Here is a 24,598-nt window from a genome sequence, read left to right as displayed (position 1 = left end):
CTCATGGTTCCTGTTCTGCAAGCGCGAACTCGGCCTCAGTCCCCGCCCTGCCCCTTCAGCTTCGCCAGGGCCGCAAAGGGGGATTCCTCCTTGTCTTTGTCGCCGCCCTCGAAGGCGGCGCCGGGCTTGCGGGGATAAGGGTCGAGGCCCAGCGCCAGGAATTCGGCGGTCAGGGCTCCCAGATCGATCTTGCCGTTCACGATCTCGTCGGGTGGGTCGAAATCATGTTCGTCGGTCGGGGGGGCGGCGGGCATGCCCTCCGGCTCCGCGAAGTCCACGTCGACGTCCTCTTCGACGGTGGAATCGAAATCCTCGAGGGTCGCGACGCACGTCTGGGTGATGTCCGCCCGGACCGTGCCGCGCACCTGGATGCCCTTGGCGGTCTTCTCAAGGGTGAAGTCCCCCGTGAGCGAGCGGATGGCGGGCAGCTTGAAGTCCCGGGCGAGCGCCCGGCACTCCTCCTCGGTGGCGTGAACATGAGCCTGGGTGCCCCGGGCCGGCATGTGGACGACATCGACCGGGCGGGTCAGTGGGCCAACTTCATCCGGGGTCATCGGGACGTCTCCATGAAAGTTTCGGGGGTCGGGAAATCGAGGCCTTTCTCCAGGATGGCATCGAGATCCGGCTGCCGGATCCGGCGGTCGGCTGCCAGAACATAACGCGCGAGAGCCTCCGCCGGCACGTCGCTGCCCTGAACGTTGCGGGCCAAGACCTCCGCGACGCCGGTCTCGTCCCCGGCGTCGAGGGCGGCGTCGTAGGCGTGAGCCCGGCCGTAGAAGGCGCTGGCGAGCTTCTTCATGCGCTTGGGCACAACCGTGTCGCCGACGCCCATTTCCCGAAGGGAACTGTCCAGGTCGCGAAACAAGGCATCGGTGAGGTCCTTGGCGACCTCCGCTGCCGGATCGGGCCGCCCGCGCAGGGCCCGCAGGGCCAAAATCATGTGGAGAGACAAGGATTCGAACCGGCCCTCGAGTGTGTCCGGCACGCCCAACCCGGTATAAAGTCCCGGCTGCCGCGAGGCCGTGGCGACCCGCTCGTAGAGGGTCGCGATCATCTCGCGTCGGGGATCCCTGCGAAAGAGGTTGAAGATCACCTTGGAGTGTCCTGCCTTGTCAAAATCTCGACACCGGGGTACGCCATCCGCATCCAAAGGCGCAAGCTCAACGGCGCCGCATCGTTGGAAGAGTGATATGACGCGTTCATCTCGTAAAACACTGGCCCGCCTGGCGGCCGCCGCTCTCCTGACCTCGGCCCTCGCGGGATGCATGGGCGGCGAGACCTTCCAGCGCGGCTATATCGTCGACGAGCAGGCCCTGGCCAGCGTGAAGAAGGGCATGAGCGCCGAGCAGGTCCTCAATACCCTGGGCACTCCCTCCACGGTCTCCACCGTCGGCAACAAGAACTGGTACTATATCAGCCAGAAATCGCAGCGGACGCTTCAGTTCCTCGGCGAGTCCGTGGTCGACCAGCAGGTGACCGCCGTCTATTTCGACAACGGCCTCCGGGTCGAGCGCGTCGCCCTTTACGGCATCCAAGACGGCAAGGTCTTCGACTTCATCTCCCGCACGACCCCGTCCGGCGGCGAGGAATCGAGCTTCCTGGGCCAGATCTTCAAGGGCACGAACAACTTCAACCCGTTCGGCGCCTGACCCGGGCCCGCCCCGCACAACATTGCAATGGCCGGGTTTTCCCGGCCATTTTCGTTTGCTGCATCGATGGGAAGCAAAAAGCCCCGGGAGGGTCCCCGGGGCTTTTTTTTGGAAAACGCCTGATTTCAGGAATGCGCCAGCACCGCCAGGAGCAACAGCGCAATGATGTTGGTGATCTTGATGGCGGGGTTCACGGCCGGGCCGGCCGTGTCCTTGTAGGGGTCCCCGACGGTGTCACCGGTCACGGAAGCCTTGTGAGCCTCGGAGCCCTTCTGGTGGGTGACGCCCGCCTCGTCCGTGAAACCGTCCTCGAAGGACTTCTTGGCATTGTCCCAGGCGCCGCCGCCGGACGTCATGGAGATCGCCACGAATAGCCCCGTGACGATGACGCCGAGCAGCATAGCGCCCACGGCCGAGAAGGCCTGGCTTTTCCCGGCGATCGCATAGACCACGAAATAAGTCACGATCGGCGCCAGGACCGGCAGGAGCGACGGGACGATCATCTCCTTGATGGCGGCGCGGGTGAGCATGTCCACCGCCCGGCCGTAATCAGGCCGGTCCGTGCCCGCCATGATGCCGGGCTTTTCCCGGAACTGACGGCGGACCTCCTCCACCACCGAGCCGGCGGCCCGTCCGACGGCCGTCATGGCAATGCCCCCGAACAGGAATGGGATCAGTCCTCCGAAGAGCAGGCCCACCACCACGTACGGGTTCGCCAGGGAGAAGTCCGGCCGGACGCCCTGGAAGTAGGGATAGGTCGCGGCGTTCTGGGTGAAATAGTTCAGGTCCGACGTATAGGCGGCGAACAGCACCAGAGCGCCGAGGCCCGCCGACCCGATCGCGTAGCCCTTGGTAACGGCCTTGGTGGTATTGCCCACGGCATCCAAGGCGTCGGTGGACTTGCGAACGTCCTTCGGCAGGCCGGCCATTTCGGCGATGCCGCCCGCATTGTCGGTCACGGGACCGAAGGCGTCGAGGGCCACGATCATGCCGGCGACCCCGAGCATCGCCGTCACCGCGATGGCGATGCCGAAAAGGCCCGCCAGGGAGTAGGAGACGATGATGCCCGCCATGATGACGATAGCCGGCAGGGCGGTGGATTCGAGCGAGACCGCGAGGCCCTGGATCACGTTCGTGCCGTGGCCGGTGACGGAAGCCTGGGCGATGGAGCGCACAGGGCGGTAGCCCACCCCGGTATAGTATTCCGTGATCACCACGATCAGGGCCGTGACGCCGAGGCCGGCCACGCCGCACCAGAACAGGCTCAGGCCGCTGTAATCCGTCCCGGCGATGGGACCGAAGCCGATGGTGCCCCAGGTCACGGCCGCGACGGCCACAACGGACAGGACTCCCGTGGCGATAAGACCCTTGTAGAGGGCGCCCATGATCGACTGGTTCGGCCCGAGCTTCACGAAGAAGGTGCCGATGATGGAGGTGAGGATGCAGGCGGACCCGATGGCGAGCGGGTAGAGCAGCATCGATTCCAGCAGGGCCGGCTGGCCCGCGAAGAAGATCGCGGCGAGCACCATGGTGGCCACGATGGTCACCGCATAGGTCTCGAACAGGTCGGCCGCCATGCCGGCGCAGTCGCCGACATTGTCGCCCACGTTGTCGGCGATGGTGGCGGGGTTGCGCGGATCGTCCTCCGGAATGCCGGCTTCGACCTTGCCCACGAGATCGCCGCCCACGTCGGCGCCCTTGGTGAAGATGCCGCCGCCGAGGCGGGCGAAGATGGAGATCAGGGACGCGCCGAAGCCTAGGGCCACGAGGCTGTCGATGACCGCGCGGCTGGAGCCCGCGAGGCCTTCGATGCGGGTCAGGTAGCCGAAATAGAGCGCGACCCCAAGGAGCGCGAGGCCGGCCACGAGCAGGCCCGTAACAGCGCCCGACTTGAAGGCCACGTCGAGACCGCCGCCGAGGGACTGGGTGGCCGCCTGCGCCGTGCGCACATTGGCCCGAACCGAGACGTTCATGCCGATGAAGCCCGCCGCGCCCGACAGGATGGCCCCGATGGCGAAGCCCACGGCGACACGCAGGCCGAGGAGGTAGGCGATCAGGACGAACAGGACGACGCCCACGATGGCGATGGTCATGTACTGCCGCCGCAGATAGGCCTTGGCGCCCTCGGAGATCGCGGCCGCGATCTCCTGCATGCGAGGCGATCCGGCATCCTTCTTCATCACGTCGGAAATGGCCCAAAGGCCGTAGGCAATAGAAAGCAGACCGCCCACAATAATCAGCGTAAGTGCCATTGTGCCATCCTTGTCATGGAAGGCAGGAGGTCGCTCGTCAGGGCCGGTCTCGGCCTCGATGCGGCCTTCTCCCCTCAGGTGTGTGACTTTGGTGCCAAATATTAGGACACCCCACAACGCGACTTCTGGATAAGATTCACAGGAGAGTTCAGGCGGATAGCGCGGCCGCGCGCCGGTGCGTCTGCCATGCGAGCAGGCCCAAAGCCACGGCGATGGGCGGGAAGACGAGGGAGTTCACCAGGAGCCATCCGCCGGAGTTCAGAAGGGATCCGGACGAAAAGGACGCGACGGCCACGGACCCGAACACCAGGAAGTCGTTGGCGGCCTGCACCTTGTTGCGCTCTTCGGGCCGGTAGCAATCGGTCACCAGGGCGGTGGCTCCGATGAAGCCAAAGTTCCAGCCGATGCCGAGCAGGATGAGGGCGCCCCAGAAGTGAACGAGGTCCAGTCCCGTGAGACCCATGACGGCGCCCGCCGCGATGAGGACCAGGCCGAGCGCCGTGATGCGCTCCTTGCCGAAGCGCGCGATCAGGCGGCCGGTGAAGAAGCTCGGGCCGAACATGGCGAGGATATGCCACTGGATGCCGAGGGCTGCGTCTCCAACCGAGTGCCCGCAGCCGATCATCGCGAGGGGGGCGGCCGTCATCAGGAAGGTCATGAGCCCGTAGGAGACGAGCCCGGTGACCACGGCCACGACAAACCGGGGCTGAGACACGATCTCGCCCAGCGGACGTCCGCCGGGCTTGACGGCGGAGGCCACCGGGGCGGGCCGGAGGAAGGACACGACCACGAGAGTGAGCAGGGCCAGCGCCGCCTGCCCCAGGAAGGCCGCCGCGAACGGCGCCGTGACGAGCACGTCCCGCGTCCAGATGATGATTTGCGGTCCGATGACCCCTCCGGCGAGGCCCCCCGCCATGACCCAGGAGATCGCGCGCGGCTTGAAAGCTTCCGAAGCGGTGTCGGTGGCGGCGAACCGGTAGCTTTGGGTGTACGAGCCCCAGAACCCGGCCATGAACGTGCCGAGACAGAAGAGCGCGAAGCTCGCGGAGGCGATCCCGGCGGCCGCCACGCAGCCTGCCGCGACGCCCGTGGCGGACCCCAGGATGTAGCCCGTGCGCCGCCCTGCCCGGCGCATCACCATCGCGGCCGGAATCGTCCCGAGCGCGAGGCCGAGGTTGATCAGGCTGACCGGGAGGGTCGCATATTGCGGAGCGGGCGCGAGGGTCTGGCCGACGAGGCCGCCGAGCGAGACCACGATGGCCGGGCTCGCCCCGCCGAAGGCCTGCGCGCCGGACAGGATGAGGGCATTGCGCTTGGCGAGGCGGTCATCTGGAATGGCGGACATGGTGCCTCAGAAATGCGAGAACGATCCGGTCTCGAAGCGCCTCTCGGTGTCGCCGAACCGAAACGCCGGAAGGCCCTCGCCCGCTAGAACCTGGCCGATGACGGTCACCGGTACGCCCGCCTTATCGGCCTCCTCCACGAGACTGTCGATCCTGTCTTTCGGACAGGTGCAGAGAATCTCATAGTCGTCGCCGCCGGTCAGCGCCCGATCCAGGAGCCTCGGCTCGACCCCCACGGCCCGGCGCGTCGCGTCCGACAAGGGCACCGCTTCGGCATCGACCCAGCCTGTCACGCCGCTGACCCGCAGCATTTTGGCGAGGTCTCCCGCAAGGCCGTCCGACACATCCATGGCAGCATGGGCATAGCGCCTCAACGCCCTCGCGAGGCCATGGCGGGGCCGAGGATGGAGATACCGGTCGGCCAGGTGCGAGCGCTCGTCCTCCGACAGGAATGCGGCCCAGGCCGGGTCGCGGCGCAGGTCGAGGCCCAGGGCGGCGTCTCCGATCGTTCCGGAGACACAGATGGCATCGCCGGGGCGAGCCGTGGTCCGCCGCACCATGCGGCCGGACGGGACCTCGCCGAGCGCCGTCACCGACAGGGAGAGCGCACCGCTTGCCTTGACCGTATCGCCGCCCAGAAGCGGGCACCCGAACTCCCGCGCGGCCTCTCCGAGTCCCGCCGCGAAGGCCGCCAGCCATTCCTCGGTCCAGCCCATGGGAAGTGCGAGGCTCAGCAGGAATCCCCGTGGGTCGGCCCCCTTGGCGGCCAGATCGGAGACGTTCACGCCAAGAGCCTTGCGGGCCACGGAACCAGGCGGGTCGTCAGGCAGGAAATGGACGCTCTCGACCAGGGCATCGACGGTCAACACGAGATCCCGGCCCGGCGTGGGCGCGAAGCAGGCGGCGTCGTCCCTCAGGCCAAGACCCGCTTGGTCCGCGATCGGGGCGAAGAACCGGGCGATGAGGCTATCTTCGGTGGGGCGGGTCATGGATGGGCACGCGGACATGCCCTCCCCTGGCGGGAAGGAGCTGGAGGTGGGGGGAGCGTCGATCCGACAGGTCGGGCGCTCATCCCACAGCCTAAACCGCGCCACGAGGGCGAGGGAATAGCGGCGGGGCGGTCAGCGCTTGCCGGCGGCGCGCTTTTCCAGCTCGCCGACCCGCACCTCGCGGGCAACGGAGTCCAGAACCGCGTTCACGAGTCCCGGCTCGTCCTCGCCGTAGAACCCATGGGCCACGTCTACGTACTCGGTGATCACGACCCGGGCCGGCACGTCCTTGCGGAACATGAGCTCGTAGCCGCCCGCGCGCAGGATGGCGCGAAGCACCGCCTCGATGCGGGTGAGCGGCCAACCCTGGGCCAAGGCCTTGTCGATCGTCTGGTCGATGGCGCGCTGGTTGTTCACCACGCCCGACAGGATATTGCGGAAGAAGTCGGTGTCGGACGGCTTGAACTCGATGCCCTCGACCTCGCGGCCGATCCAAAAGGCCTCGAATTCGGCCAGCGCGTCGATGACGCCCTTGCCGGAGACGTCCATCTGGTACAGGGCCTGGACGGCGGCCAAACGCGCGGCGGAGCGCTCTGCGGGTTTGGACATGGCTCAAGCCTCCTGAAGCTGGCGGACGATCCGGATGACGGCCAGCACGGCCTCGGCCGCGCCGCCGCCCTTATTCAATTCGCCCACCCGGGCCCGGGTCCAGGCCTGCGCGTCATTCTCCACGGTCAGGATGCCGTTGGCGAGGGGTATCGGACGCTGGACCGAAATGTCCATGAGCGCCCGGGCGCTCTCGCCCGCCACGATGTCGTAGTGGCCCGTATCGCCGCGGATGACGCAGCCGAGGGCGATGACGCCGTCATAGGGACGGCCGGCCTTTTCGGCGGCATCGAGGGCCAGAGTGACGGTGGCGGGGATTTCCAGTGCGCCGTCCACGGTCAGCACGTCGGCCGCACCGCCTGCCTTCTCGATCACGGCGCGGGCGCCTTTGAGGAGCTGGTCGGCGATATCGTCGTAGAAGCGCGCCTCGACGACGAGGATGCGGACACCGGGAACGGCGGGGCGGGAATCTGTCTTGGGACCGTGTGAGACCATGGGTTTCAATCAAATAGGGTGGAAAGGAGGACCGATGAGGTCGCCTCATCCCGGGAGTCTCGCTCATGAAGCTGTAGTACAGGTTCCCCTCCCCCTTGTGGGGAGGAGAGCCCGTTGGAGCTTCGTCGGCCAGCCTCTCAAGGCGAGGGCTTAGATTTGGAAAGATCTGCGCTCCCTACCCCGCGGCACGCGCATCCGCAAGCCGTGCGGCGTATCGCGCCATCAGATCGACCTCCAGATTCAGCCGGTCGCCGGCCTTTCGCGTACCCCATGTGGTCACGTCGAGAGTGTGCGGGATGATCAGAACGGAGAACAGGTCGCCCTCCACCGTATTCACCGTGAGAGAGGTGCCATCCAGGCAGACGGAGCCTTTGGCGGCGATGAAAGGCGCCAGGGCATGGGGCGCCCGGATGGTGAATCGGGCGGTCGCCCCCCACGGCCCGTCTCCCGCCGTGATCTCCTCCCGGCTCACGATGGTGGCAAGGCCATCCACGTGACCCGTGACGATATGGCCGCCGAGCTCGTCGCCGATCTTCAGGGAGCGCTCGAGATTGATGCGGGTGCCGGGCGCCCATTCGCCCACGGTGGTGAGCGCCAGGGTTTCGGCCGCCGCGTCCACGTCGAACCAGCATCCGCCCTCGCGGGCGCCGACATCCACCACCGTGAGGCATGGCCCGCCGCAGGCGATGGATGCGCCGAGAGCGATGGTGGCCGGATCGTAGGTGGCCTGGATGCGCAGGCGCTTCAGGGTGCCCTGCTGGCCCTCCGCGGCGACGACCTCGCCCATATCGGTCACGATGCCAGTGAACATCAGGGTTTCTCCCAGAACATGAACAGATCGGATCCGGCCCCCTCGTCACCGACGAGGCGCAGGCCGTCCATGAAATCCTGCAGGTCGGGCCCCAGGGCCGGGACATCGCCCTGCCCTCGCGCCGAACGCCCGGTGGCGAGGGTCAGCTCGTCGATCAGATCGGCCCGCGCCAGCGCGTTCGCAAGCTCCGGCCCGCCCTCGCAGAAAACCCGCGTCAGCCCCCGCGCTCCGAGAAGCTGCAGCGCCTGACCCAGATCCACTCGCCCGGCCGCATCGGGCTCGACCCGAAGGACCTCCGCGCCGGAGGCCACGAACGCCCGCTCCGCCTCGAAGGATGCCCCCGCCGTCGTGACGATCCAGGTCGGGACGCGGCCGCTATCCCCGACGATCCTGGACCCGACAGGGGTCCGGAGCCCGCTGTCGATGACGATCCGGATCGGGGACCGGCTCTCAAGGCCCGGCAGGCGCACGTCGAGAAACGGATCGTCGGCCAGGATCGTGCCGATGCCGACCATGATGGCATCCGCGTGCGCCCGCATCAGGTGGACCCGAGCCCTGGCGTCTTCGCCTGTGATCAGGAGCCTTGGGCCGGACCGTGACCCCGCAAACCCTTCGGTTGTCCGGGCAAGCTTGACGGTCACGGCAGGACGACCCTTCGTGACCCTCGTCATGTGACCGCGATGGCTGCGCCGGGCCCGATCGGCCAGGCACCCGACCTCGACGGAAATCCCGGCGGCGCGCAACAGGGCATGGCCTCGCCCGGCCACACGGTCGTCCGGATCCTCGATGGCCGAGACCACGCGCCGGATCCCGGACGCGATCACGGCATCGCTGCAGGGCGGTGATTTCCCGTGGTGGGAGCAGGGCTCGAGGGAGACATAAAGGGTCCGGCCCCTGGCAGCCTCCCCGGCCGACGCGAGGGCCACGCGCTCCGCATGGGGCCTCCCGCCGGGCTGGGTCGCACCCCCGGCGACGATCAGGGACCCATCCTCGTCCGCCACGACCGCGCCCACGGAGGGGTTCGGCCAAGTCCGACCGAGATTGCGCTCACCGAGGGTCAGTGCCAGCGCCATCAGGCGCCTGTCGGTCCCGGCGCTCATTCGTCGGAGGTTCGAGCGCCGCTCTTCTTGCGGGGCGCCACGGTGCCTTCGACCTCGGCCAACTTACCAAGAATATCCTCGAAGTCCTTGGCTTCGCCGAAGTTTTTGTAGACGGACGCGAACCGCACATAGGCCACGTGATCGAGGGCCTTCAGGCCTTCCATGATCATTTCGCCAACCGTCTCGCTCGGCACATCGGTCTCACCCTGGCTCTCGAGCTGGCGCACGATGCCGTTGAGCATCCGCTCCACCCGCTCGGGATCGACCGAGCGCTTGCGCAGGGCCACCTCGACCGAGCGCTCCATCTTGTCCCGGTCGAAAGGCACCCGACGGCCGGAGCGCTTGACCACGAAAAGCTCGCGCAGCTGCACCCGCTCGAAGGTCGTAAAGCGGCCCCCGCAATCGGGACAGACCCGGCGCCGGCGGATCGACGAGGCGTCGTCCGTCGGTCGCGAGTCCTTCACCTGGGTGTCCAGGCTTCCGCAATAGGGGCAGCGCATCAGGCACTCACAACTATCAAATCTGGATCGCGCCAGAACGCACAGAGCCAGAAAACAAGGCCGCCTAACAGCCCGCAAACAAAAATCTTAGCCAATAGGCCGGAAACAGTCTCGATACTCGTATGCGCCCAATCATTCCCTATCAGAACGAGGGATGCGGCTGTGAAGGCGACCATCCCTCCAGTAAGGACCGACATAAGCGGAGAAATCGAACCTCTTCTGCGGAGCAGACAATAAACTGGTAGACCAAGAATGATTGTAGCCCCGAAGGCACAGACCGAGGTCACAAATGCAGCAGTCTTTAAGGCAGTCGTCTTGACCTCAAGCATGTAGGCCGCATCCTTGGACGCGCTTAACATCTCGAACACGACAGATACGATCAGGGGCGAGAGGAAAGCCAGACCGGCGGCTAACGGTGATAAGATGAAGGCCGCCAGGACGCGTGATTGTCTTGGCGCCGTTGCAGCCTGGACTTCTGCCATTGAATTCGATCACCCGTAGATCGGGAAGCGGCGGGTCAACTCGTGGACCCGCTTTCGCACCGAAGCCTCCACCTCGGCGTTGCCCTCCTCGCCGTTCTTGGCCAGTCCGTCGAGGGTCTCGACGATCAGCTCGCCCACCCGCTTGAACTCGGCCACGCCGAACCCCCGCGAGGTCGCTGCTGGGGTGCCCAGGCGGATGCCGGAGGTGACCATCGGCTTCTCGGGATCGAAGGGCACGCCGTTCTTGTTGCAGGTGATGTGGGCGCGACCGAGCGACAGCTCGGCGGCCTTGCCGGTGAGCTTCTTCGGCCGCAGATCCACCAGCATCAGGTGATTGTCGGTCCCACCCGCCACGATCGCGTAGCCGCCGGACAGGATCGTGTCGGCGAGCACCTTGGCGTTGTCGGCCACCGAGCGGGCATAGAGCTTGAACTCAGGCCGCAGAGCCTCGGCGAAGGCCACCGCCTTGGCGGCGATGACATGCATCAGGGGCCCGCCCTGAAGGCCGGGGAAGACGGCCGAGTTGAATTTCTTGGCTAGATCCTCGTCGTTGGTGAGGATCATGCCGCCGCGGGGGCCGCGCAGGGTCTTGTGGGTCGTCGTCGTGGCCACATGAGCGTGCGGGAACGGGGACGGGTGGGCGCCGCCGGCCACGAGGCCCGCGAAATGCGCGATATCCACCATGAAATACGCGCCGACTTCATCGGCGATCTCGCGGAAGCGGGCAAAGTCCCAGAAGCGGGAATAGGCCGAGCCGCCCGCCACGATCACCTTGGGCTTGTGCTCCCGGGCGAGGGCCGCGACCTCATCCATGTCGATGATCTGGTCCTCGGGACGGACCTTGTAGCTCACCACGTTGAACCACTTGCCCGACATGTTGACGGGTGCCCCATGGGTCAGGTGGCCGCCGCAGGCGAGATCGAGGCCCATGAAGGTGTCGCCGGGCTTCATGAGGGCCATGAACACGGCCTGATTGGCCTGGGAACCGGAATTGGGCTGGACGTTGGCGAACTTGCAATCGAACAGGCGCTTGGCGCGGTCGATGGCGAGGTTCTCGGCGATGTCCACGAACTGGCAGCCGCCATAGTAGCGGCGGCCCGGATAGCCCTCCGCGTACTTGTTCGTCATCACCGACCCTTGAGCCTCCAACACAGCGCGGGACACGATGTTCTCGGAGGCGATCAGCTCGATCTCGTCGCGCTGGCGGCCGAGCTCAAGCTCAATGGAGCGGGCGATCTCCGGGTCGCTGTCGGCAAGGCTGGCCGAGAAAAAGCTATTGGACAGATGGCCTTGGGCCTTTTCGCTCATGCTCATGTTGAACCCTCACCTCAAGTGGCGGCCCCGCGAGGCCGACCGAAATCCGCCGCGAGCCGATGGAACTTTCGCCCGAGCCTTTAACATGGGGCCATGGAACCCGCCACCCCAGGACCAGTACCCAGGACCGCGACGCCTGAAACGCGAAACGGCCCGCCATGGGGCGGGCCGCTGGAATGACGTGAACCGGCTCAGTTCTGCAGGAACATTTCCTGGTCCGGCTCGGTCGGCGTGCGGCTGGCCACCGGGATCGATCCGCCGAGGCCGTCCTTGTTGTAGATATCGTCGCGGAACTGCACGAGGCCGTCCGGTGTCGCCCAGGCCGTGACGTACACCCAATAGATCGGAACAGCGGTCGACAGGCGGGCATCGATTCGGTCGCCGGACTTGAACGTGGCGTCGATCTGCTCGCGGCTCCAGCCGGGAGTGTCCTTCAGCAGCCACTCGATATAGTCGCGAATGTTCTGCAGGCGCACGCAGCCCGAGGATACGAAGCGGAAATCGTCGCCGAAGATGCCCTTGGACGGCGTGTCGTGCATATAGACGCCGTGCGGGTTCGGGATGTTGATGCGCACGTAGCCCATCGAGTTCAGGTCGCCACCGGGATCCTGGCGGAAGCGGTAGCGGGTCGCCTCGTCGGAGAACCAGTTGATCTGGCTCGACGGAATCTCCTGACCGGCACCGTTGAAGATGCGGATCTTGTTCTCCGTCAGGTAGTTCGGCTCCTTCTGCATCTTGGGGATGAGATCCTTCTTCACCACCGATGCGGGCGCCGTCCAGAACGGGTTGAAGTTGATCTCGACCACCTTCGAATTCAGCAGGGGCGACTGGCGGTCGATCTTGCCAACGCCGGCGGCGTGGCGGGTATGGACCTGCCCCCCCTCAACCGTCTCGACGAGGGCCGCCGGGATGTTGGTGATTACGTAGCGGCCACCGAGATTGCCCGAATAGGTACGCAGGCGCACGAGGTTGATCTCGAGCTGCCGGGCGCGGATGTCGGCCGGCACGTTCATGGCCGCCACGGTGGTGCTGTTCATGGAGCCCGTGGCGCCGATGCCGTGACGCGCCTGGAAGCGTCGCACGGCGGCCTCGACATAGGAATCGTAGATCGGCGAATCGCCGGCGTTGGGATCGAGGTCGCCCGTGACGATGAGGCGCTGGCGCAGTAGCCCGACCGCCGGGCCGTTGGAGCCGACGCGCAACCCTTCCGTGCCGCGCACGGACGGCCATCCGCCGCGGGAAGCGATGTCGCGGTAGCGCTGGATCATCTGCTCGGTGGTGGCCACCGTCTCAGGCGAGAGGATAGGAGTCGAGGTCCGCTGGACGCGGCTGCGGGACACGGCCTCGTAATTTTGCGACCACTCGGCCTGGCCCTGCGCGGAAGCCATCGCGGGCGTGAGGATGAGGGCGGCGGACCCTGTCAGGAGAAGGCGACGGCGAGACAGCATGAACGAGGCTCTCGGTTGATGACGATCCAGGACGAAAAGGGCGTTCGTCTCACCCTTCGCTCCCAGCCGAAATTGCCGGGATAGATTTAACGAACGGTATCGAAAACAGAGAACATCGGGGCCGATTTAAGGCAAAACACGTTTGTGTGCCCATACTTGCCGCAAAGGCGAAGGCTTATGGTTAGGGAATTGCCAACTGTGACCTGGAGGCCACAATATATCCTTCGGGCCCAGTCTGGGCTGAGCCGGCGAGGGCTTCAAGCTTGGGTTTTCGGCTGCGTCTCCCGCGCCGAAAGCCAGGAAATGGCCAGATAAACCACCAGCAGTCCCAGGAAAAACGCCAGCGTGGAGACGCCGCTCGCGACGATGCCGGGAAAGAACGCGGCGAGAATCAGGTGGCTCATGATCGCGAGCAGCCACATGACACCGCCCCAGCTGCTCACCATCCACAACCCAACGGCGGCGATAAGGTCGATCAGGGCGAAATAGACGATGGTTGCCTGGTAGCCGAGGGAGCGCGTCTCGAACAGGCCAGCGGGTGTCCAGACCCCCAGGATAACGGCCCAGGCGCTCAAGCCCTTCATGATCCAGAGAATCGCCAGGACGCGCATGAACCAGGTGAGGATGAGGCTCCAGCGCAGGCCGGAGGACGGGACCGCCTCCTCGATTCGGTCGGAGGGATGTTCCTTGGACAGGCCGACCGGCTGGCGCGACGCTTGGGAGTGAGCGGATTGGGGCTGGGGCATCAGGCGATCTTCAACTCGTCGGATTCGAGGCTGGAGAAGTGGTGGGCGATGGCCTGCGGGTCGACCTCACCCAGTGTCGCGGGCTTCCAGGACGGGGCGTTGTCCTTGTCAATGATGACCGCACGCACGCCTTCGTAGAAGTCGTGCCCTCGCGCGATCCGGCTCACCACGCGGAAATCGGTGCGCATGGCCTCGTCGAAGTCGAGCGCTCCGCCCCGGCGCATCTGCTCCAAGGCGATGGACATGCTCGTCGGCGACTTGGTCCTCATGGTCGCGGCCGCCTTGGCGGCGAAGCCCGACCCCTCGGTGGCCGCCTGGTCGAGGCGGTCCAGGACGCCCTGCACGCTGTCGGCCGAGAAGCAGGCGTCGATGACGTCACGATGGTCCGCGAGGGGCGCGGGTCCGGCATCCATCGCGTGGACTGACAGGGTCTCGCCCACGGGCGCACCCTCGACCAGGGCGAGTCTGATGGCTTCGATGGCCTCGGACGGGACCGGATGGGTGACGAGGCCGAGATAGGCCGCGTCCGCGAGGCGGATCCGGTCTCCGGTGAGCGCCAGGTAGGTGCCGGTCCGGCCCGGCAGGCGGGGCAGCGCATAGATTCCGCCCACGTCAGGGAAGAAGCCGATCCCGACCTCCGGCATCGCGAAGAGGTAGCGCGGCCCGCCGACCCTGTAGGGCGCGTGGACGGAAATCCCGAAGCCCCCGCCCATCACGATCCCGTCCGCCAGCGCCACATAGGGCTTGGGATAGCGGTGAATCAGGGCGTTGAGCTGGTACTCCTCGCGCCAGAACGCCAGCGCTTCCTCGGTCTCGCCCGCCTTGCCGAGGTCGTGCAGGCGTCGGATGTCGCCTCCCGCGCAGAACGCCTTGTCGCCCGCTCCCGTCACGACGACGCGGGTCACGGACGGGTCGGCGGTCCAGGAATCGAGCGCCTTGCGCATCGCGCGCACCATGCCCAGGGTCAAGGCGTTCAGGGCCTGGGGCCGGTTGAGGGTGATGAGCCCGGCTGCCCCACGCTTCTCGCAGATCACCTCGTCATCGGCTGCCATGGAGCGCTCCCTTTATCCCAGCTCAAGGGCTTAGACGGGCGTTGGGGGATGCGTCAACGGATGGGCGCTTGTTCCTTTCCCCTTGCGGGGAAGGTGGGCGCGACGCGCTCGGATGAGGGGCGTCTGGGTGAGCGATGGCGGCATAACTCTTCGCCGCGTCATCCCCGGCCTCGAGCCGGGGACCCACGTCTCCGATGACACCCCTTGCGACGTTGACCCGTGGGTGGCCGGATCAAGTCCGGCCATGACGGTAGCGGCGCGTGCGCTCCAACAATTCACGATCCGCTCCGACGTCTTCATCCCCGCCCCGGTCGCTTCGCGACTCGACCCTCCCCGCAAGGGTGGAGGGCAAAAGCGCCACGCTTGTCATGGACAGGGAGAATCCTCTCACGACCTCGCCACCCCAAGAGGAAATGCGACATCGGCGCCTTTTTTACATCCATTCAAATGTGATACCTCCATCCGAGCCGGTACTGGCAGCCGGCGTCGGAAGAGGATCGAAAAAGATCGATGTCGAAGCTGTCGTCGTTCCCCCGCCCGGTGGTGCAGGATGCTCCCGCGTTCTCGCTGTCCCTGACGCACCGGCCGCGCCGCAACCGAAAGGCCGATTGGACGCGGCGCCTGGTGCGCGAGAACAGCCTCTCCGTCGACGATCTGATCTGGCCGCTCTTCCTGAACGAAGGCTCGGGGGCTCGCGAGGCCGTGGGCTCCATGCCCGGCGTCGAGCGCCTCACGGTGGATCAGGCGGTGCGGGAGGCCGAGCGGGCCGCCACGCTGCGCATCCCCGTCATCGCCCTGTTCCCGAACACCGACCCGTCCCTTCGCGACCCGACCGGGTCCGAGGCCGTCAATAGCCGCAACCTCGTCTGCCGCGCCGTGCGGGAGATCAAGCGGGCCGTGCCGGAGATCGGCATCATGACGGATGTGGCCCTCGACCCCTATACCAGCCACGGTCATGACGGCGTGATGGAAGGTGACCGGATCGTCAACGACGCGACGGTGGACGTCCTGGCCAGGCAGGCCGTGCTTCAGGCGGAGGCCGGCGCCGACATCATCTCGCCGTCCGACATGATGGACGGGCGGGTGGGTGCCATCCGCGACGCCCTGGACGCGGCCGGCTTCGAGGACGTGCAGATCATGGCCTACGCGGCCAAGTACGCCTCCGCCTTCTATGGCCCGTTCCGGGACGCCATCGGCACCAGCGCCACCCTGGTGGGCGACAAGCGCACCTACCAGATGGACCCGGCCAATTCGGACGAAGCCCTGCGGGAGGTCGCGCTCGACCTCGACGAGGGCGCCGACATGGTCATGATCAAGCCCGGCCTGCCCTATCTCGACATCGTCCGCCGGGTGAAGGACACCTTCTCGGTGCCCACCTTCGCCTACCAGGTGTCCGGCGAGTACGCCATGATCCAGGCGGCGGCCCAGAACGGTTGGCTTGACGGCGAGAGAGCGATGATGGAAAGCCTCATCGCCTTCAAGCGGGCCGGCGCGGACGGGATCCTCACCTATTTCGCCCCACGGGTCGCCGAGAGGCTGAAAGCCTGAACCTCTCACCCACCCACGTGACGTGATCCGAGCCAGCATCGCGCGCATGGGGCGTCTCGCCCTGTGCTTCCTTGGATTGAGCCTTCTCGCCGCATGCGGGTTCTCCGTGGACGCCGAGCAGGCGCGGGTCTGCCGGACCGCCCTGCCGGCCCTCAATCCCGGCGGGCGGATCACCGTGCTGAGGGCCGAGGCCGGCCCGGGGCCCCGCAGCGTGCGCATCGACTATTCCGTCGACATGCCCAACCGCCGTCCTCTTGACCGCTCCATCCTGTGCCAATTCGCGGCCGATGGCCTCTCCCCCAACAAGGCCGAGCTGACAGGCATCCTGACGGAGCGTGGCCCCCTTCCCGGCGCCAACCTCTATCTGCTCAAGCGCTACTACATCGAGACGCCGGAGGGCGTGGCGGGGGACCCGGGCGGAGAGCTGCGCGTCGACGCGTCCGAGATCCCCTTCGGGCTGGCCTACGCGCTCCAGCAGCTCCTCGCCGCCCTGCCCCGGATCGGCATCTATGCGCTCCTGTCCGTCGCCTATGCGCTCGTCTTCGGACTGACGGGTCGGATCAGTCTCGCCTTCGGTGAGTTGGCGGCGGTTGGAGGGGCGGCCACGGTCGCCGGAGCGGCCATCGCCCTTGTGGCGCTCGGGGTCACGTCGCCCTTCGTAGGGCTCGGGCTCGGGATGGCGGCAGCCCTCTTCGCTGGCGCGCTTTTCAGCGCCGTCGGAAACACCCTCGCGATCACCCGGATCACGACCCGCAGCAGCCAGCCGAGCCTTATCGCCACGGTGGGCCTGTCGGTCGCCCTCATGGAGTTCCTGCGCCTGGCGCAAAGCCCCGTCACGGTCTGGCTCCCGCCTCTCTGGTCCGGGGCGATCCCGGTGGCCCGATCCGGGGCTTTCGTGGTGAGCCTCACGCCGGTCTCCCTGCTCGTCGCCGGCATCGCCCTCGTGGCCGCCTCCGTTCTCCTGTGGACCATGCAGGGGACGAGGTTCGGACGGGCCTGGCGAGCCTCCGCGGACGATGCCCGCATGGCGGCGATTCTCGGCGTCGACGAACGCCGGCTGGCGCTGACAACCTTCGCGCTGGCGGGCGCGATGGCGGGCCTGTCCGGGCTCCTGATCGTGACCCAATATGGCGGGATCGGCTTCGCGGCGGGCTTCCAGTACGGGTTGAAGGCGCTCATCGCGGCGATCATCGGCGGCATCGGCTCCATACCGGGGGCTCTCCTGGGTGGCGTTGCGGTAGGATTGTTCGAAACCTTCTGGTCGGCTTACCTTCCCATCGAAGGCCGGGACATCGCTCTCTACGGGGCGCTCGCGGTTTTCCTGATCTTCAGGCCGGGCGGATTCCTTGGCCTGCGGGAATCGACACCACGCCCCGTCTAGAGGGCGAAATCCGAACGGAGGACATCGTGGCCGGATACGCCATCGATATCGGCGACGTGAGACAAGCCGCGCAGACCATCAAGGGGCAGGTGCTCCGCACGCCCCTCATGCCATCCCCGCGCCTGTCCCAGCTGACCGGTGCACAGGTTTTCGTGAAGCTGGAAAACATGCAGCCGACGGGCTCCTTCAAGGAGCGCGGCGCCGTCGTGAAGCTGGAAAGCCTGACTCCGGACGAGCGCCGCCGGGGCGTCATCGCCATGTCGGCGGGCAACCATGCCCAGGCGGTCGCCTACCACGCCAAGCGTCTCGGCATCCCGGCCACCATCGTGATGCCGGAGGGCACGCCGCTGGTGAAAGCGGAGAACACCCGCTCCCATGGCGCGAAGGTTATCCTGTTCGGCGAGACGCTTTACGAATCGGCCCAGAGAGCGCGGGAGCTCGTTGTGGAGGAAGGCTTGGTGCTGGTGCACCCCTACGACGACCCCAAGGTGATGGCGGGCCAGGGCACGATCGGCCTCGAGATGCTGGAGGAGGTTCCCGACCTGGACCAGATCGTGGTGCCGATCGGCGGAGGCGGCCTCATCTCGGGCATTGCGGTCGCCGCGAAGGCGGTCAAGCCCGCCATCGAGATCGTAGGCGTCGAGGCCGCGCTCTACCCGTCCTTCTGGAACGCCGTGCGGGGCACCGACCTCCCCATCGGCGGGGCCACCCTGGCGGAGGGCATCGCGGTGAAGACCGTGGGCGAGCGGCCGCTGCCGGTGGTGCGCGACCTCGTACCCAGCATCATCCTGGTCGAGGAGGCGCTGATCGAGCGGGCCGTGAACGATTACGCCACCCTGCAGCGGACCATGGCGGAGGGCGCGGGCGCGGCGGGCCTCGCCGCCATGCTCACCGAGCCGGAGCGATTCCGGGGCCGCAAGGTCGGCCTCGTCCTCTGCGGCGGCAATATCGACGCGCGCCTCCTCGCCTCCGTGATGGTGCGCGAGCTGGAGCGGGACGACCGGATCGCCTCGTTCCGGATCACGTCCAACGACCGTCCCGGCCTCCTGGGGACCCTGGCGAGCCGCCTGGGCGCGTTGGGCGCCAACATCCTGGAGGTCACCCATGGCCGCCTGTTCCTCGACGTGCCCGCCAAAGGGGTTTCCATCGACGTGACTATAGAAACGCGCGGAAGAATGCATACATCAGAGATCTTCGAGGCCCTGGCACAGGACGGTCTTGCCCCCAAGCGGATCGATGCGCGAGGGTTGTCGGAGACGGCTTACTGATCTTGAGGAGTGAACAACCATGGCCAGCGGGCCGACCATGCCGGTGATCGATGCGCGCTCTTACGAACTGGAGCGCATGACGGAGGGCGTCATATCGCGCCGGTTCTGGGCATACCTGATCGACCTGGTGGTGATCTTCTTCTGGATCTGCCTCATCTGCGTGGCGATCTTCATCTTCGGCATCGTCACCCTTGGATTCGGTTGGCTGCTCTTCGCCGTCGGCCTGCCGCTCATGGCGATGACCTTCGTGCTCTACAACGCCATCACCATTGGCGGGCCGGCCCAGGCCACCGTCGGCATGCGGATGAACGGGCTGAAGGTCGTGGATGCCTCCACGGGCGGGCGGGTGTCCGGACTGGCAGCGGCCGTGCATGCCCTGCTGTTCTACGTGGCCTCGCCGACCTTTCTGCTCTGGGCAGGCGATATTCTCGTGGGCTTCGCCCGAAGCGACCGCCGCTTCGTGCGCGATCTTCTCACCGGAATCCTCGTTGTCCGGGCCTGATCGGGCTGTGATGCCGCGTCGCAGCATGCCTTGACTGGACGTGTCGGGGACCAATGTTATCCTTGAGCGTTAAGTTTGCGCTCAAGGTTCTCATCCAAGGCATTCCGCGTGACGAGCCAACCCCGCGACCCGCCGCAATTCTACCTCACCTCCCCGTCCGTCTGCCCCTATCTGCCAGGCAAGGAGGAGAGGAAAGTTTTCACGCATATTGTCGGGCGCCGGGGCCGGGATCTCAACGAGATCCTGACCCAGGGAGGCTTCCGCCGCTCTCAGACCATCGCCTACCGGCCGGCCTGCGACACCTGCCGGGCCTGCGTGTCCGTGCGGGTGCTCACGCGGGAGTTCGAGCCGTCCGGCAACATGAAGCGCGTCCTGAAGACGAACCGGGACATCATCGGCACCCTTGTGCCGAACAAGCCGACCTCGGACCAATACTCTCTCTTTCGCCGCTATCTCGACGCCCGGCACACCGATGGCGGCATGGCCGACATGACCGTTCTCGACTACTCGATGATGGTCGAGGATAGCCACGTGGATACGGCGATCATCGAGTATCGCCGACGGGGCATCGACAGCGGCATCACGGGGCGCGGCACGGGTGACCTCCTGGCCGTGTGTCTCACCGACGTGATGAGCGACGGACTGTCGATGGTCTATTCCTTCTACGACCCCGAGCTCTTGGACCGGAGCCTGGGCACCCACATGATTCTGGACCATATCGAGCGCGCGCGAGAGATGGGCCTGCCCTACCTCTACCTGGGCTACTGGGTCGAAGGCTCGAAGAAGATGGCCTATAAGGCGCGCTTCACCCCGCAGGAGCGATTGTTGGCGCCGGGGTGGCTGCGGTTCGAGTGATCAGTCCGCGCTTAACCCGCATCGTGACTTCTCCATAATCTTTGATGACAGGCGCGCAAGCGACCGAGGTGGGGGTGGAGAAGTCAGAGCGCACCATTGATCGTCACGGCGCATACACCTCTACCGTCATGGCCGGACTTGATCCGGCCACCCACGCCCGCGTCGCAAGACGTGGGTCCCCGGGTCAAGCCCGGGGATGACGGCGGTAAGAGCATGCTGATCACTCACCCAGTCGCTCCACCCCCATCCGTCACTCCGTGACACCTTCCCCTCAAGGAGGAAGGCACAAAAAAGAGCCCCGCCAATCGCTTGGCGGGGCTTCTGTAATCACGATCCGAAGCTGTTGCTGCGCGGGAAGCCCTTGGGCGGAAGGCGGCCGGCTTCGGCGCGGTCGCCGATCCAGTCGCGCAGGTCTTCCTTGGCGACCGTCCAGGTGCGGCCCGCCGTGTCCTTCCAGGTCAGTCCCTCCTTGAGCTTGAAGACCTTGGCGTCGGAGACGCCGCCATCCTTGTAGCGCTGGAGGCGCACGCCCTTGCCGCGGGTCATTTCGGGGATCTGCTTCAACGGGAAAACCAGCATCTTCCGGTTTTCGCCGATGATCGCCACCGTGTCGCCCTCGACCTCCGTCACGACCACGGCTTTGGACGGCTCGTCGAGGTTGAGGATCTGCTTGCCCTTGCGGGTATTGGCCACGAGGTCGTTCGTCGGCACCACGAAGCCGCGCCCGTCGGTGCCCACCACGAGGAGCTTCGCGTTCGCCTTGTAGGGGAAGGCCGAAATGAAATCGGCGCCCTCCTCCAGGTCCACCATGAGGCGGATGGGGTCGCCGAAGCCGCGGCCGCCCGGCAGCTTGGAGGCCTCCAGGGTAAAGAAGCGTCCATTCGTGGCCGCCACCATGATCTTCGCGGTGGTTTCGGTGAAGAACGAGGTCTTGAGCGCGTCGTCGCCCTTGAACTGGACGCCCGAGATATCGGCCACGTGGCCCTTCATGGTCCGGATCCAGCCCTTCTGGGACACGAGCACCGTGATGGGCTCACGCTCGACCATGGCCTCCGCGAAGTCGATGTCGGAGGTGTCCGGCATCTCGGCGAAGACCGTGCGGCGCTTGCCCAAGGCCGTCTCGGGCCCGAACAGCTTGCGGGCCTCGCGGATCTCGGACGAAACCGTCTTCCACTGGATCTTCTCGGAGCCGAGTAGGGTCTCGATGGTGGCCTTCTCGCCCTGGAGGGCGGCCTGCTCGCGCTTGAGCTCCATCTCCTCAAGCTTGCGCAGCGAACGAAGGCGGGTGTCGAGGATGGCGTTGGCCTGGATCTCGGTGAGCTTGAAGACGCGCATCAGCTCCTGCTTCGGCTCGTCCTCCTCGCGGATGATTTTGATCACCCGGTCGAGATCGAGATAGACGATGAGCAGGCCGCCGAGGATTTCCAGCCGCCGGTCGATGACCGACAGCCGATGGGTCGAGCGCCGAATGAGCACGTCGCGGCGATGGTTGAGCCACTCGCGCAGGCACTCGGCGAGGCCGAGCACTTTCGGCACCTTGCCGCCCGCCAGCACGTTCACGTTCATCGGGATGCGGCTTTCCAGCTCGGTCAGCCGGAAGAGCGATTCCATGAGGATGATCGGATCGACGGTGCGGGAGCGCGGCTCCAGAACGATGCGCACGTCCTCGGCCGATTCGTCGCGAACGTCGGCCAAGAGCGGCAGCTTCTTCTCCTGGAGGAGCTCCGCGATCTTCTCGATCAGGCGCGATTTCGGCACCGAATAGGGGATCTCGGTGACGACGATGTTCCACGTGCCCCGGCTCACATCCTCCTTGTTCCAGCGTGCCCGTACGCGGAAGGAGCCGCGCCCTGTGCGGTAGGTCTCCATGATCGAGGAAGGGGTATCGACCACGATGCCGCCTGTCGGGAAATCGGGGCCCGGCACGAAGGTGACGAGTTGCTCGGACGACGCGTTGGGATGGCCGATCAGGTACAGGGCCGCGTCGCAGAGTTCGGCCGCGTTGTGGGGCGGGATCGAGGTCGCCATGCCCACGGCGATGCCCTGCGAGCCGTTGGCGAGCAGGTTCGGGAAGGCGGCCGGAAGGACGATGGGTTCTTCGTTGGTCTGGTCGTAGGTCTCACGGAAATCGACCGCGTCCTCGTCGATGCCTTCGAGCAGAAGCCGCGCCACTTCCGTCAGCTTCGCCTCGGTGTAACGCATGGCGGCGGCGTTATCGCCGTCGATGTTGCCGAAATTGCCCTGTCCCTCCACCAGCGGGTAACGCTGGGCGAAGTCCTGGGCCATGCGCACGAGGGCGTCGTAGATCGACTGGTCGCCGTGGGGGTGGTACTGGCCCATCACGTCGCCGACCACGCGGGCGCATTTCTTCGGCGCCGATTTCGGATCGAGCCGCAGGAGCCGCATGGCGTGCAGGATCCGCCGGTGGACCGGCTTCAGGCCGTCCCGCGCGTCCGGCAGGGCCCGGTGCATGATGGTGGACAGCGCATACGCCAGATAGCGCTCTTCCAGGGCGTCCTTCAGATTGATGTTCTCAATCTCCCCGCCGGAGGGCGGGGTGACCGTCTTACCCATGGATGAAAATCCTCAAATACGAATCGTTCGTCACATTCCGATATGAGAACATATCAGAAACAAATCAGCTGTCTCCAGACGTCGCGAGTGCGACGAAGCGCGCCCGCTCCTCGGGCTGGGTCTGCCCCCGCTCCAGGAAGACGTTCTGATGCAGGAAGAATTCCGTGAGCGCAAATCCGGCCCGGATATCCTCCGGCCTCGGCCTGTTCTCCCGGCTCTGCCCGATCAGGAAGCCCGGGAGCTTCAGAAGCCGGTCCTTGTAGGGCTCGCCCGCTCCCGCACTCACCGCCCGGCCGCTCCTAGGCGACACGTAGATCAGATCGTTCTCCTGGCCCGTGGCGGCGCAAACCGTCAGATCGAGCCCGAACCCCAGATCCGCGAGCAGCTCCAGTTCGAACTGAACGAACATGGACGGCGCCAGATCCGGGTCCGAGAGATGGTCGACCAGAACGGTCAACGTTTCGTAAAGCTCGCCGAAGGGCTCGCGCTCGGGCAGGGCGCGCAAATCGTGAGCCAGCGTTGCAAGGCCATAGAGTGCAAGGGGCGACCCCATGAGGTGGGCGGCTCTCAGCGCGGTGCCCTCGACCTGGAAGAGCCCCAGATGCTCGTCGAGCCGCGCCTTCCAGGTCACATGCACGCCATTGCCGGGCTGAAGCACCGGCTGGAGCCGCTTCGAGCGCCCACCGTGTACGAGCCCGAGATGGCGTCCGTGCTCCCGGGTCATCGCCTCCAGAATCACGCTGGCCTCGCCGTGCTTGCGGGCACCGAGCACGATGCCGTCATCCGTCCATTGCATGCACCGAATCCAGGGCCCAGGGGAAGATCTGCGAGAATTTCATGTAGTCATCGCGAGACCAATTTTCCAGTCTTATCAAGTATATCGGCGTCCTCGCGGGCCAACCTGAACGTTACCTGAAGGAACAAGAAACGGACAGCGGGTTTGTCGAGGCTCCTGATCGAAGAAAAAACAGACGAGGACCTATCCAATCATGCGTTCCCCTCTCCTGCTCCTCGCAGGCACGGCCCTGCCCCTCATGATGGCCGTGACGGCGGCCTCCGCTCAGCTGACCGACCGGCCTGCGAACACCGTCTTGGCCCAGGCCGAACCGGCTCCTGGTCCCGGCGACAACCCCAATGAGCCCCGGCGCCGGCGTCCCGACGGCCCTGGCGGAGAGCGCGGCCCGGGTGAGCGTGGCGGTGGAGAGCGAGGTCCCGGCGAAAGAGGATCTGGCGGCGAACGCGGCGGCGCACCCGGCGCCCGTCCCGGCGGCCCCGACGGACCGAGGCCGGACCGCCCGCGCGCGGGCGAGCAGGCTCCGCGTCCTGGGGGCCCGGAGGGAGGTCCCGGTCGTCCCCCGCGCCAGCAGGATGCACCCGGAGGCGCGCCACGTCCCGGCCCAGGGCCCGATGCCGAGCGTCCCGCACCGCGCCCGGCGCCCCAAGCCACCCCGCCTCAAGCGCCTCCAGCGCAGGCGACCCCACCCGCACCGAGGCAGCCCCCGGCCGCACAGCCCGAGCCCCGTCGGCCGGAACCGGGGGGGCCGGGACCGGGGGACGCGGGGGGGGAGCCCCCCCCCCCCCCCCAGGGGGGGAGGCTCGGAGCGCATCAGCGCCCCGGGGAGGGGCGGCAACGCGACATTCCCGGACATGGCGTTTCCCACCCGCTCCCGGCCCTCCGGGCCG

At 66.5% G+C, this 24,598-nt stretch carries 23 protein-coding genes; 6 read left to right on the top strand and 17 right to left on the bottom strand.

From position 1 onward, the window contains the following. Positions 1-35: 35 nt before the first annotated feature. On the bottom strand, positions 36-554 hold the full coding sequence (locus ILT42_RS16110) for a YceD family protein (protein WP_204216657.1): 519 nt from the start codon (positions 552-554) through the stop codon (positions 36-38). Then, positions 551-1,093 carry a ubiquinol-cytochrome C chaperone family protein gene (locus ILT42_RS16105; RefSeq protein WP_204216656.1) on the bottom strand — a complete coding sequence of 181 codons (543 nt, stop codon included), beginning with the start codon at positions 1,091-1,093 and terminating at the stop codon, positions 551-553. The genes ILT42_RS16110 and ILT42_RS16105 overlap by 4 nt, the downstream gene beginning before the upstream one ends. 97 nt (positions 1,094-1,190) lie before the next feature. Here ILT42_RS16105 and ILT42_RS16100 point away from each other — a divergent pair, with 97 nt between their 5' ends. Then, positions 1,191-1,649: an outer membrane protein assembly factor BamE gene (locus tag ILT42_RS16100; protein ID WP_204216655.1), complete on the top strand. Its 459-nt coding sequence runs from the start codon at positions 1,191-1,193 to the stop codon at positions 1,647-1,649. Between the two features lie 125 nt (positions 1,650-1,774). Here ILT42_RS16100 and ILT42_RS16095 read toward each other — a convergent pair whose 3' ends face one another. From ILT42_RS16095 to ILT42_RS16035, 13 genes are all read right to left on the bottom strand, one after another. After that, a complete protein-coding gene (locus ILT42_RS16095) occupies positions 1,775-3,901 on the bottom strand; it encodes a sodium-translocating pyrophosphatase (RefSeq protein ID WP_204216653.1) in 2,127 nt (708 codons plus the stop codon). Between the two features lie 148 nt (positions 3,902-4,049). Then, positions 4,050-5,246, bottom strand: a complete 1,197-nt coding sequence (locus ILT42_RS16090) for an MFS transporter (protein ID WP_229428716.1) — start codon at positions 5,244-5,246, stop codon at positions 4,050-4,052. Positions 5,247-5,252: 6 nt separating this feature from the next. Then, positions 5,253-6,233, bottom strand: coding sequence for a thiamine-phosphate kinase (gene thiL / locus ILT42_RS16085; protein ID WP_204216651.1), 981 nt, complete (start codon positions 6,231-6,233; stop codon positions 5,253-5,255). A gap of 132 nt (positions 6,234-6,365) precedes the next feature. Beyond that, the gene (gene nusB / locus ILT42_RS16080) at positions 6,366-6,842 is read right to left on the bottom strand and encodes a transcription antitermination factor NusB (protein WP_204216650.1); all 477 of its coding nucleotides are present in this window, start codon (positions 6,840-6,842) and stop codon (positions 6,366-6,368) included. 3 nt (positions 6,843-6,845) lie between these two features. Further along, the gene (gene ribH, locus ILT42_RS16075; protein ID WP_204216649.1) at positions 6,846-7,334 is read right to left on the bottom strand and encodes a 6,7-dimethyl-8-ribityllumazine synthase; all 489 of its coding nucleotides are present in this window, start codon (positions 7,332-7,334) and stop codon (positions 6,846-6,848) included. A gap of 175 nt (positions 7,335-7,509) precedes the next feature. Further along, on the bottom strand, positions 7,510-8,145 hold the full coding sequence (locus tag ILT42_RS16070) for a riboflavin synthase (RefSeq protein ID WP_204216648.1): 636 nt from the start codon (positions 8,143-8,145) through the stop codon (positions 7,510-7,512). Beyond that, entirely contained in the window at positions 8,145-9,245 is a 1,101-nt protein-coding gene (gene ribD, locus ILT42_RS16065) for a bifunctional diaminohydroxyphosphoribosylaminopyrimidine deaminase/5-amino-6-(5-phosphoribosylamino)uracil reductase RibD (RefSeq protein ID WP_204216647.1), read from the bottom strand. Before ribD ends, ILT42_RS16070 begins: the two co-directional genes overlap by 1 nt. Continuing rightward, positions 9,242-9,745, bottom strand: coding sequence for a transcriptional regulator NrdR (gene nrdR / locus ILT42_RS16060; RefSeq protein ID WP_204216646.1), 504 nt, complete (start codon positions 9,743-9,745; stop codon positions 9,242-9,244). The genes ribD and nrdR overlap by 4 nt, the downstream gene beginning before the upstream one ends. Continuing rightward, the gene (locus ILT42_RS16055) at positions 9,745-10,227 is read right to left on the bottom strand and encodes a hypothetical protein (protein WP_204216645.1); all 483 of its coding nucleotides are present in this window, start codon (positions 10,225-10,227) and stop codon (positions 9,745-9,747) included. Before ILT42_RS16055 ends, nrdR begins: the two co-directional genes overlap by 1 nt. 9 nt (positions 10,228-10,236) lie before the next feature. Further along, positions 10,237-11,541 (bottom strand): serine hydroxymethyltransferase, encoded by a 1,305-nt coding sequence (gene glyA / locus ILT42_RS16050; protein WP_407664588.1) that lies wholly within the window; start codon positions 11,539-11,541, stop codon positions 10,237-10,239. A 191-nt stretch (positions 11,542-11,732) separates the two neighbouring features. Further along, positions 11,733-12,989: a L,D-transpeptidase family protein gene (locus ILT42_RS16045; protein ID WP_204216644.1), complete on the bottom strand. Its 1,257-nt coding sequence runs from the start codon at positions 12,987-12,989 to the stop codon at positions 11,733-11,735. A gap of 257 nt (positions 12,990-13,246) precedes the next feature. Next, positions 13,247-13,735, bottom strand: coding sequence for a DUF6163 family protein (locus ILT42_RS16040; protein WP_204216643.1), 489 nt, complete (start codon positions 13,733-13,735; stop codon positions 13,247-13,249). After that, a complete protein-coding gene (locus tag ILT42_RS16035) occupies positions 13,735-14,787 on the bottom strand; it encodes an enoyl-CoA hydratase/isomerase family protein (RefSeq protein WP_204216642.1) in 1,053 nt (350 codons plus the stop codon). Before ILT42_RS16035 ends, ILT42_RS16040 begins: the two co-directional genes overlap by 1 nt. A 510-nt stretch (positions 14,788-15,297) precedes the next feature. Here ILT42_RS16035 and hemB point away from each other — a divergent pair. The 5 genes from hemB to ILT42_RS16010 all read left to right on the top strand — a co-directional run bounded on the left by hemB (position 15,298) and on the right by ILT42_RS16010 (position 20,341). Beyond that, positions 15,298-16,335 (top strand): porphobilinogen synthase, encoded by a 1,038-nt coding sequence (hemB, locus tag ILT42_RS16030; protein ID WP_204216641.1) that lies wholly within the window; start codon positions 15,298-15,300, stop codon positions 16,333-16,335. A gap of 46 nt (positions 16,336-16,381) precedes the next feature. Then, positions 16,382-17,716, top strand: a complete 1,335-nt coding sequence (locus ILT42_RS16025; RefSeq protein WP_204216640.1) for a branched-chain amino acid ABC transporter permease — start codon at positions 16,382-16,384, stop codon at positions 17,714-17,716. A 26-nt stretch (positions 17,717-17,742) separates the two neighbouring features. Next, positions 17,743-18,984, top strand: a complete 1,242-nt coding sequence (locus ILT42_RS16020; RefSeq protein WP_204216639.1) for a threonine ammonia-lyase — start codon at positions 17,743-17,745, stop codon at positions 18,982-18,984. A 19-nt stretch (positions 18,985-19,003) separates the two neighbouring features. Then, on the top strand, positions 19,004-19,486 hold the full coding sequence (locus ILT42_RS16015) for an RDD family protein (protein WP_204216638.1): 483 nt from the start codon (positions 19,004-19,006) through the stop codon (positions 19,484-19,486). Between the two features lie 108 nt (positions 19,487-19,594). Further along, a complete protein-coding gene (locus tag ILT42_RS16010) occupies positions 19,595-20,341 on the top strand; it encodes an arginyltransferase (RefSeq protein ID WP_204216637.1) in 747 nt (248 codons plus the stop codon). Positions 20,342-20,668: 327 nt separating this feature from the next. On the opposite strand, the gene parC is transcribed toward ILT42_RS16010, so the two are convergent. Both parC and recO read right to left on the bottom strand, forming a co-directional pair. After that, complete coding sequence (gene parC / locus ILT42_RS16005; protein WP_204216636.1) at positions 20,669-22,915, bottom strand: DNA topoisomerase IV subunit A; 2,247 nt, start codon at positions 22,913-22,915, stop codon at positions 20,669-20,671. A 64-nt stretch (positions 22,916-22,979) separates the two neighbouring features. Then, positions 22,980-23,711 (bottom strand): DNA repair protein RecO, encoded by a 732-nt coding sequence (recO, locus tag ILT42_RS16000; RefSeq protein ID WP_204216635.1) that lies wholly within the window; start codon positions 23,709-23,711, stop codon positions 22,980-22,982. Between the last annotated feature and the right edge of the window lie 887 nt (positions 23,712-24,598).

It is taken from the genome of Microvirga pudoricolor, assembly GCF_016892705.1.
In the GTDB taxonomy this organism is placed as follows: domain Bacteria; phylum Pseudomonadota; class Alphaproteobacteria; order Rhizobiales; family Beijerinckiaceae; genus Microvirga; species Microvirga pudoricolor.
This window is presented reverse-complemented; position numbering and strand designations above follow the sequence as displayed.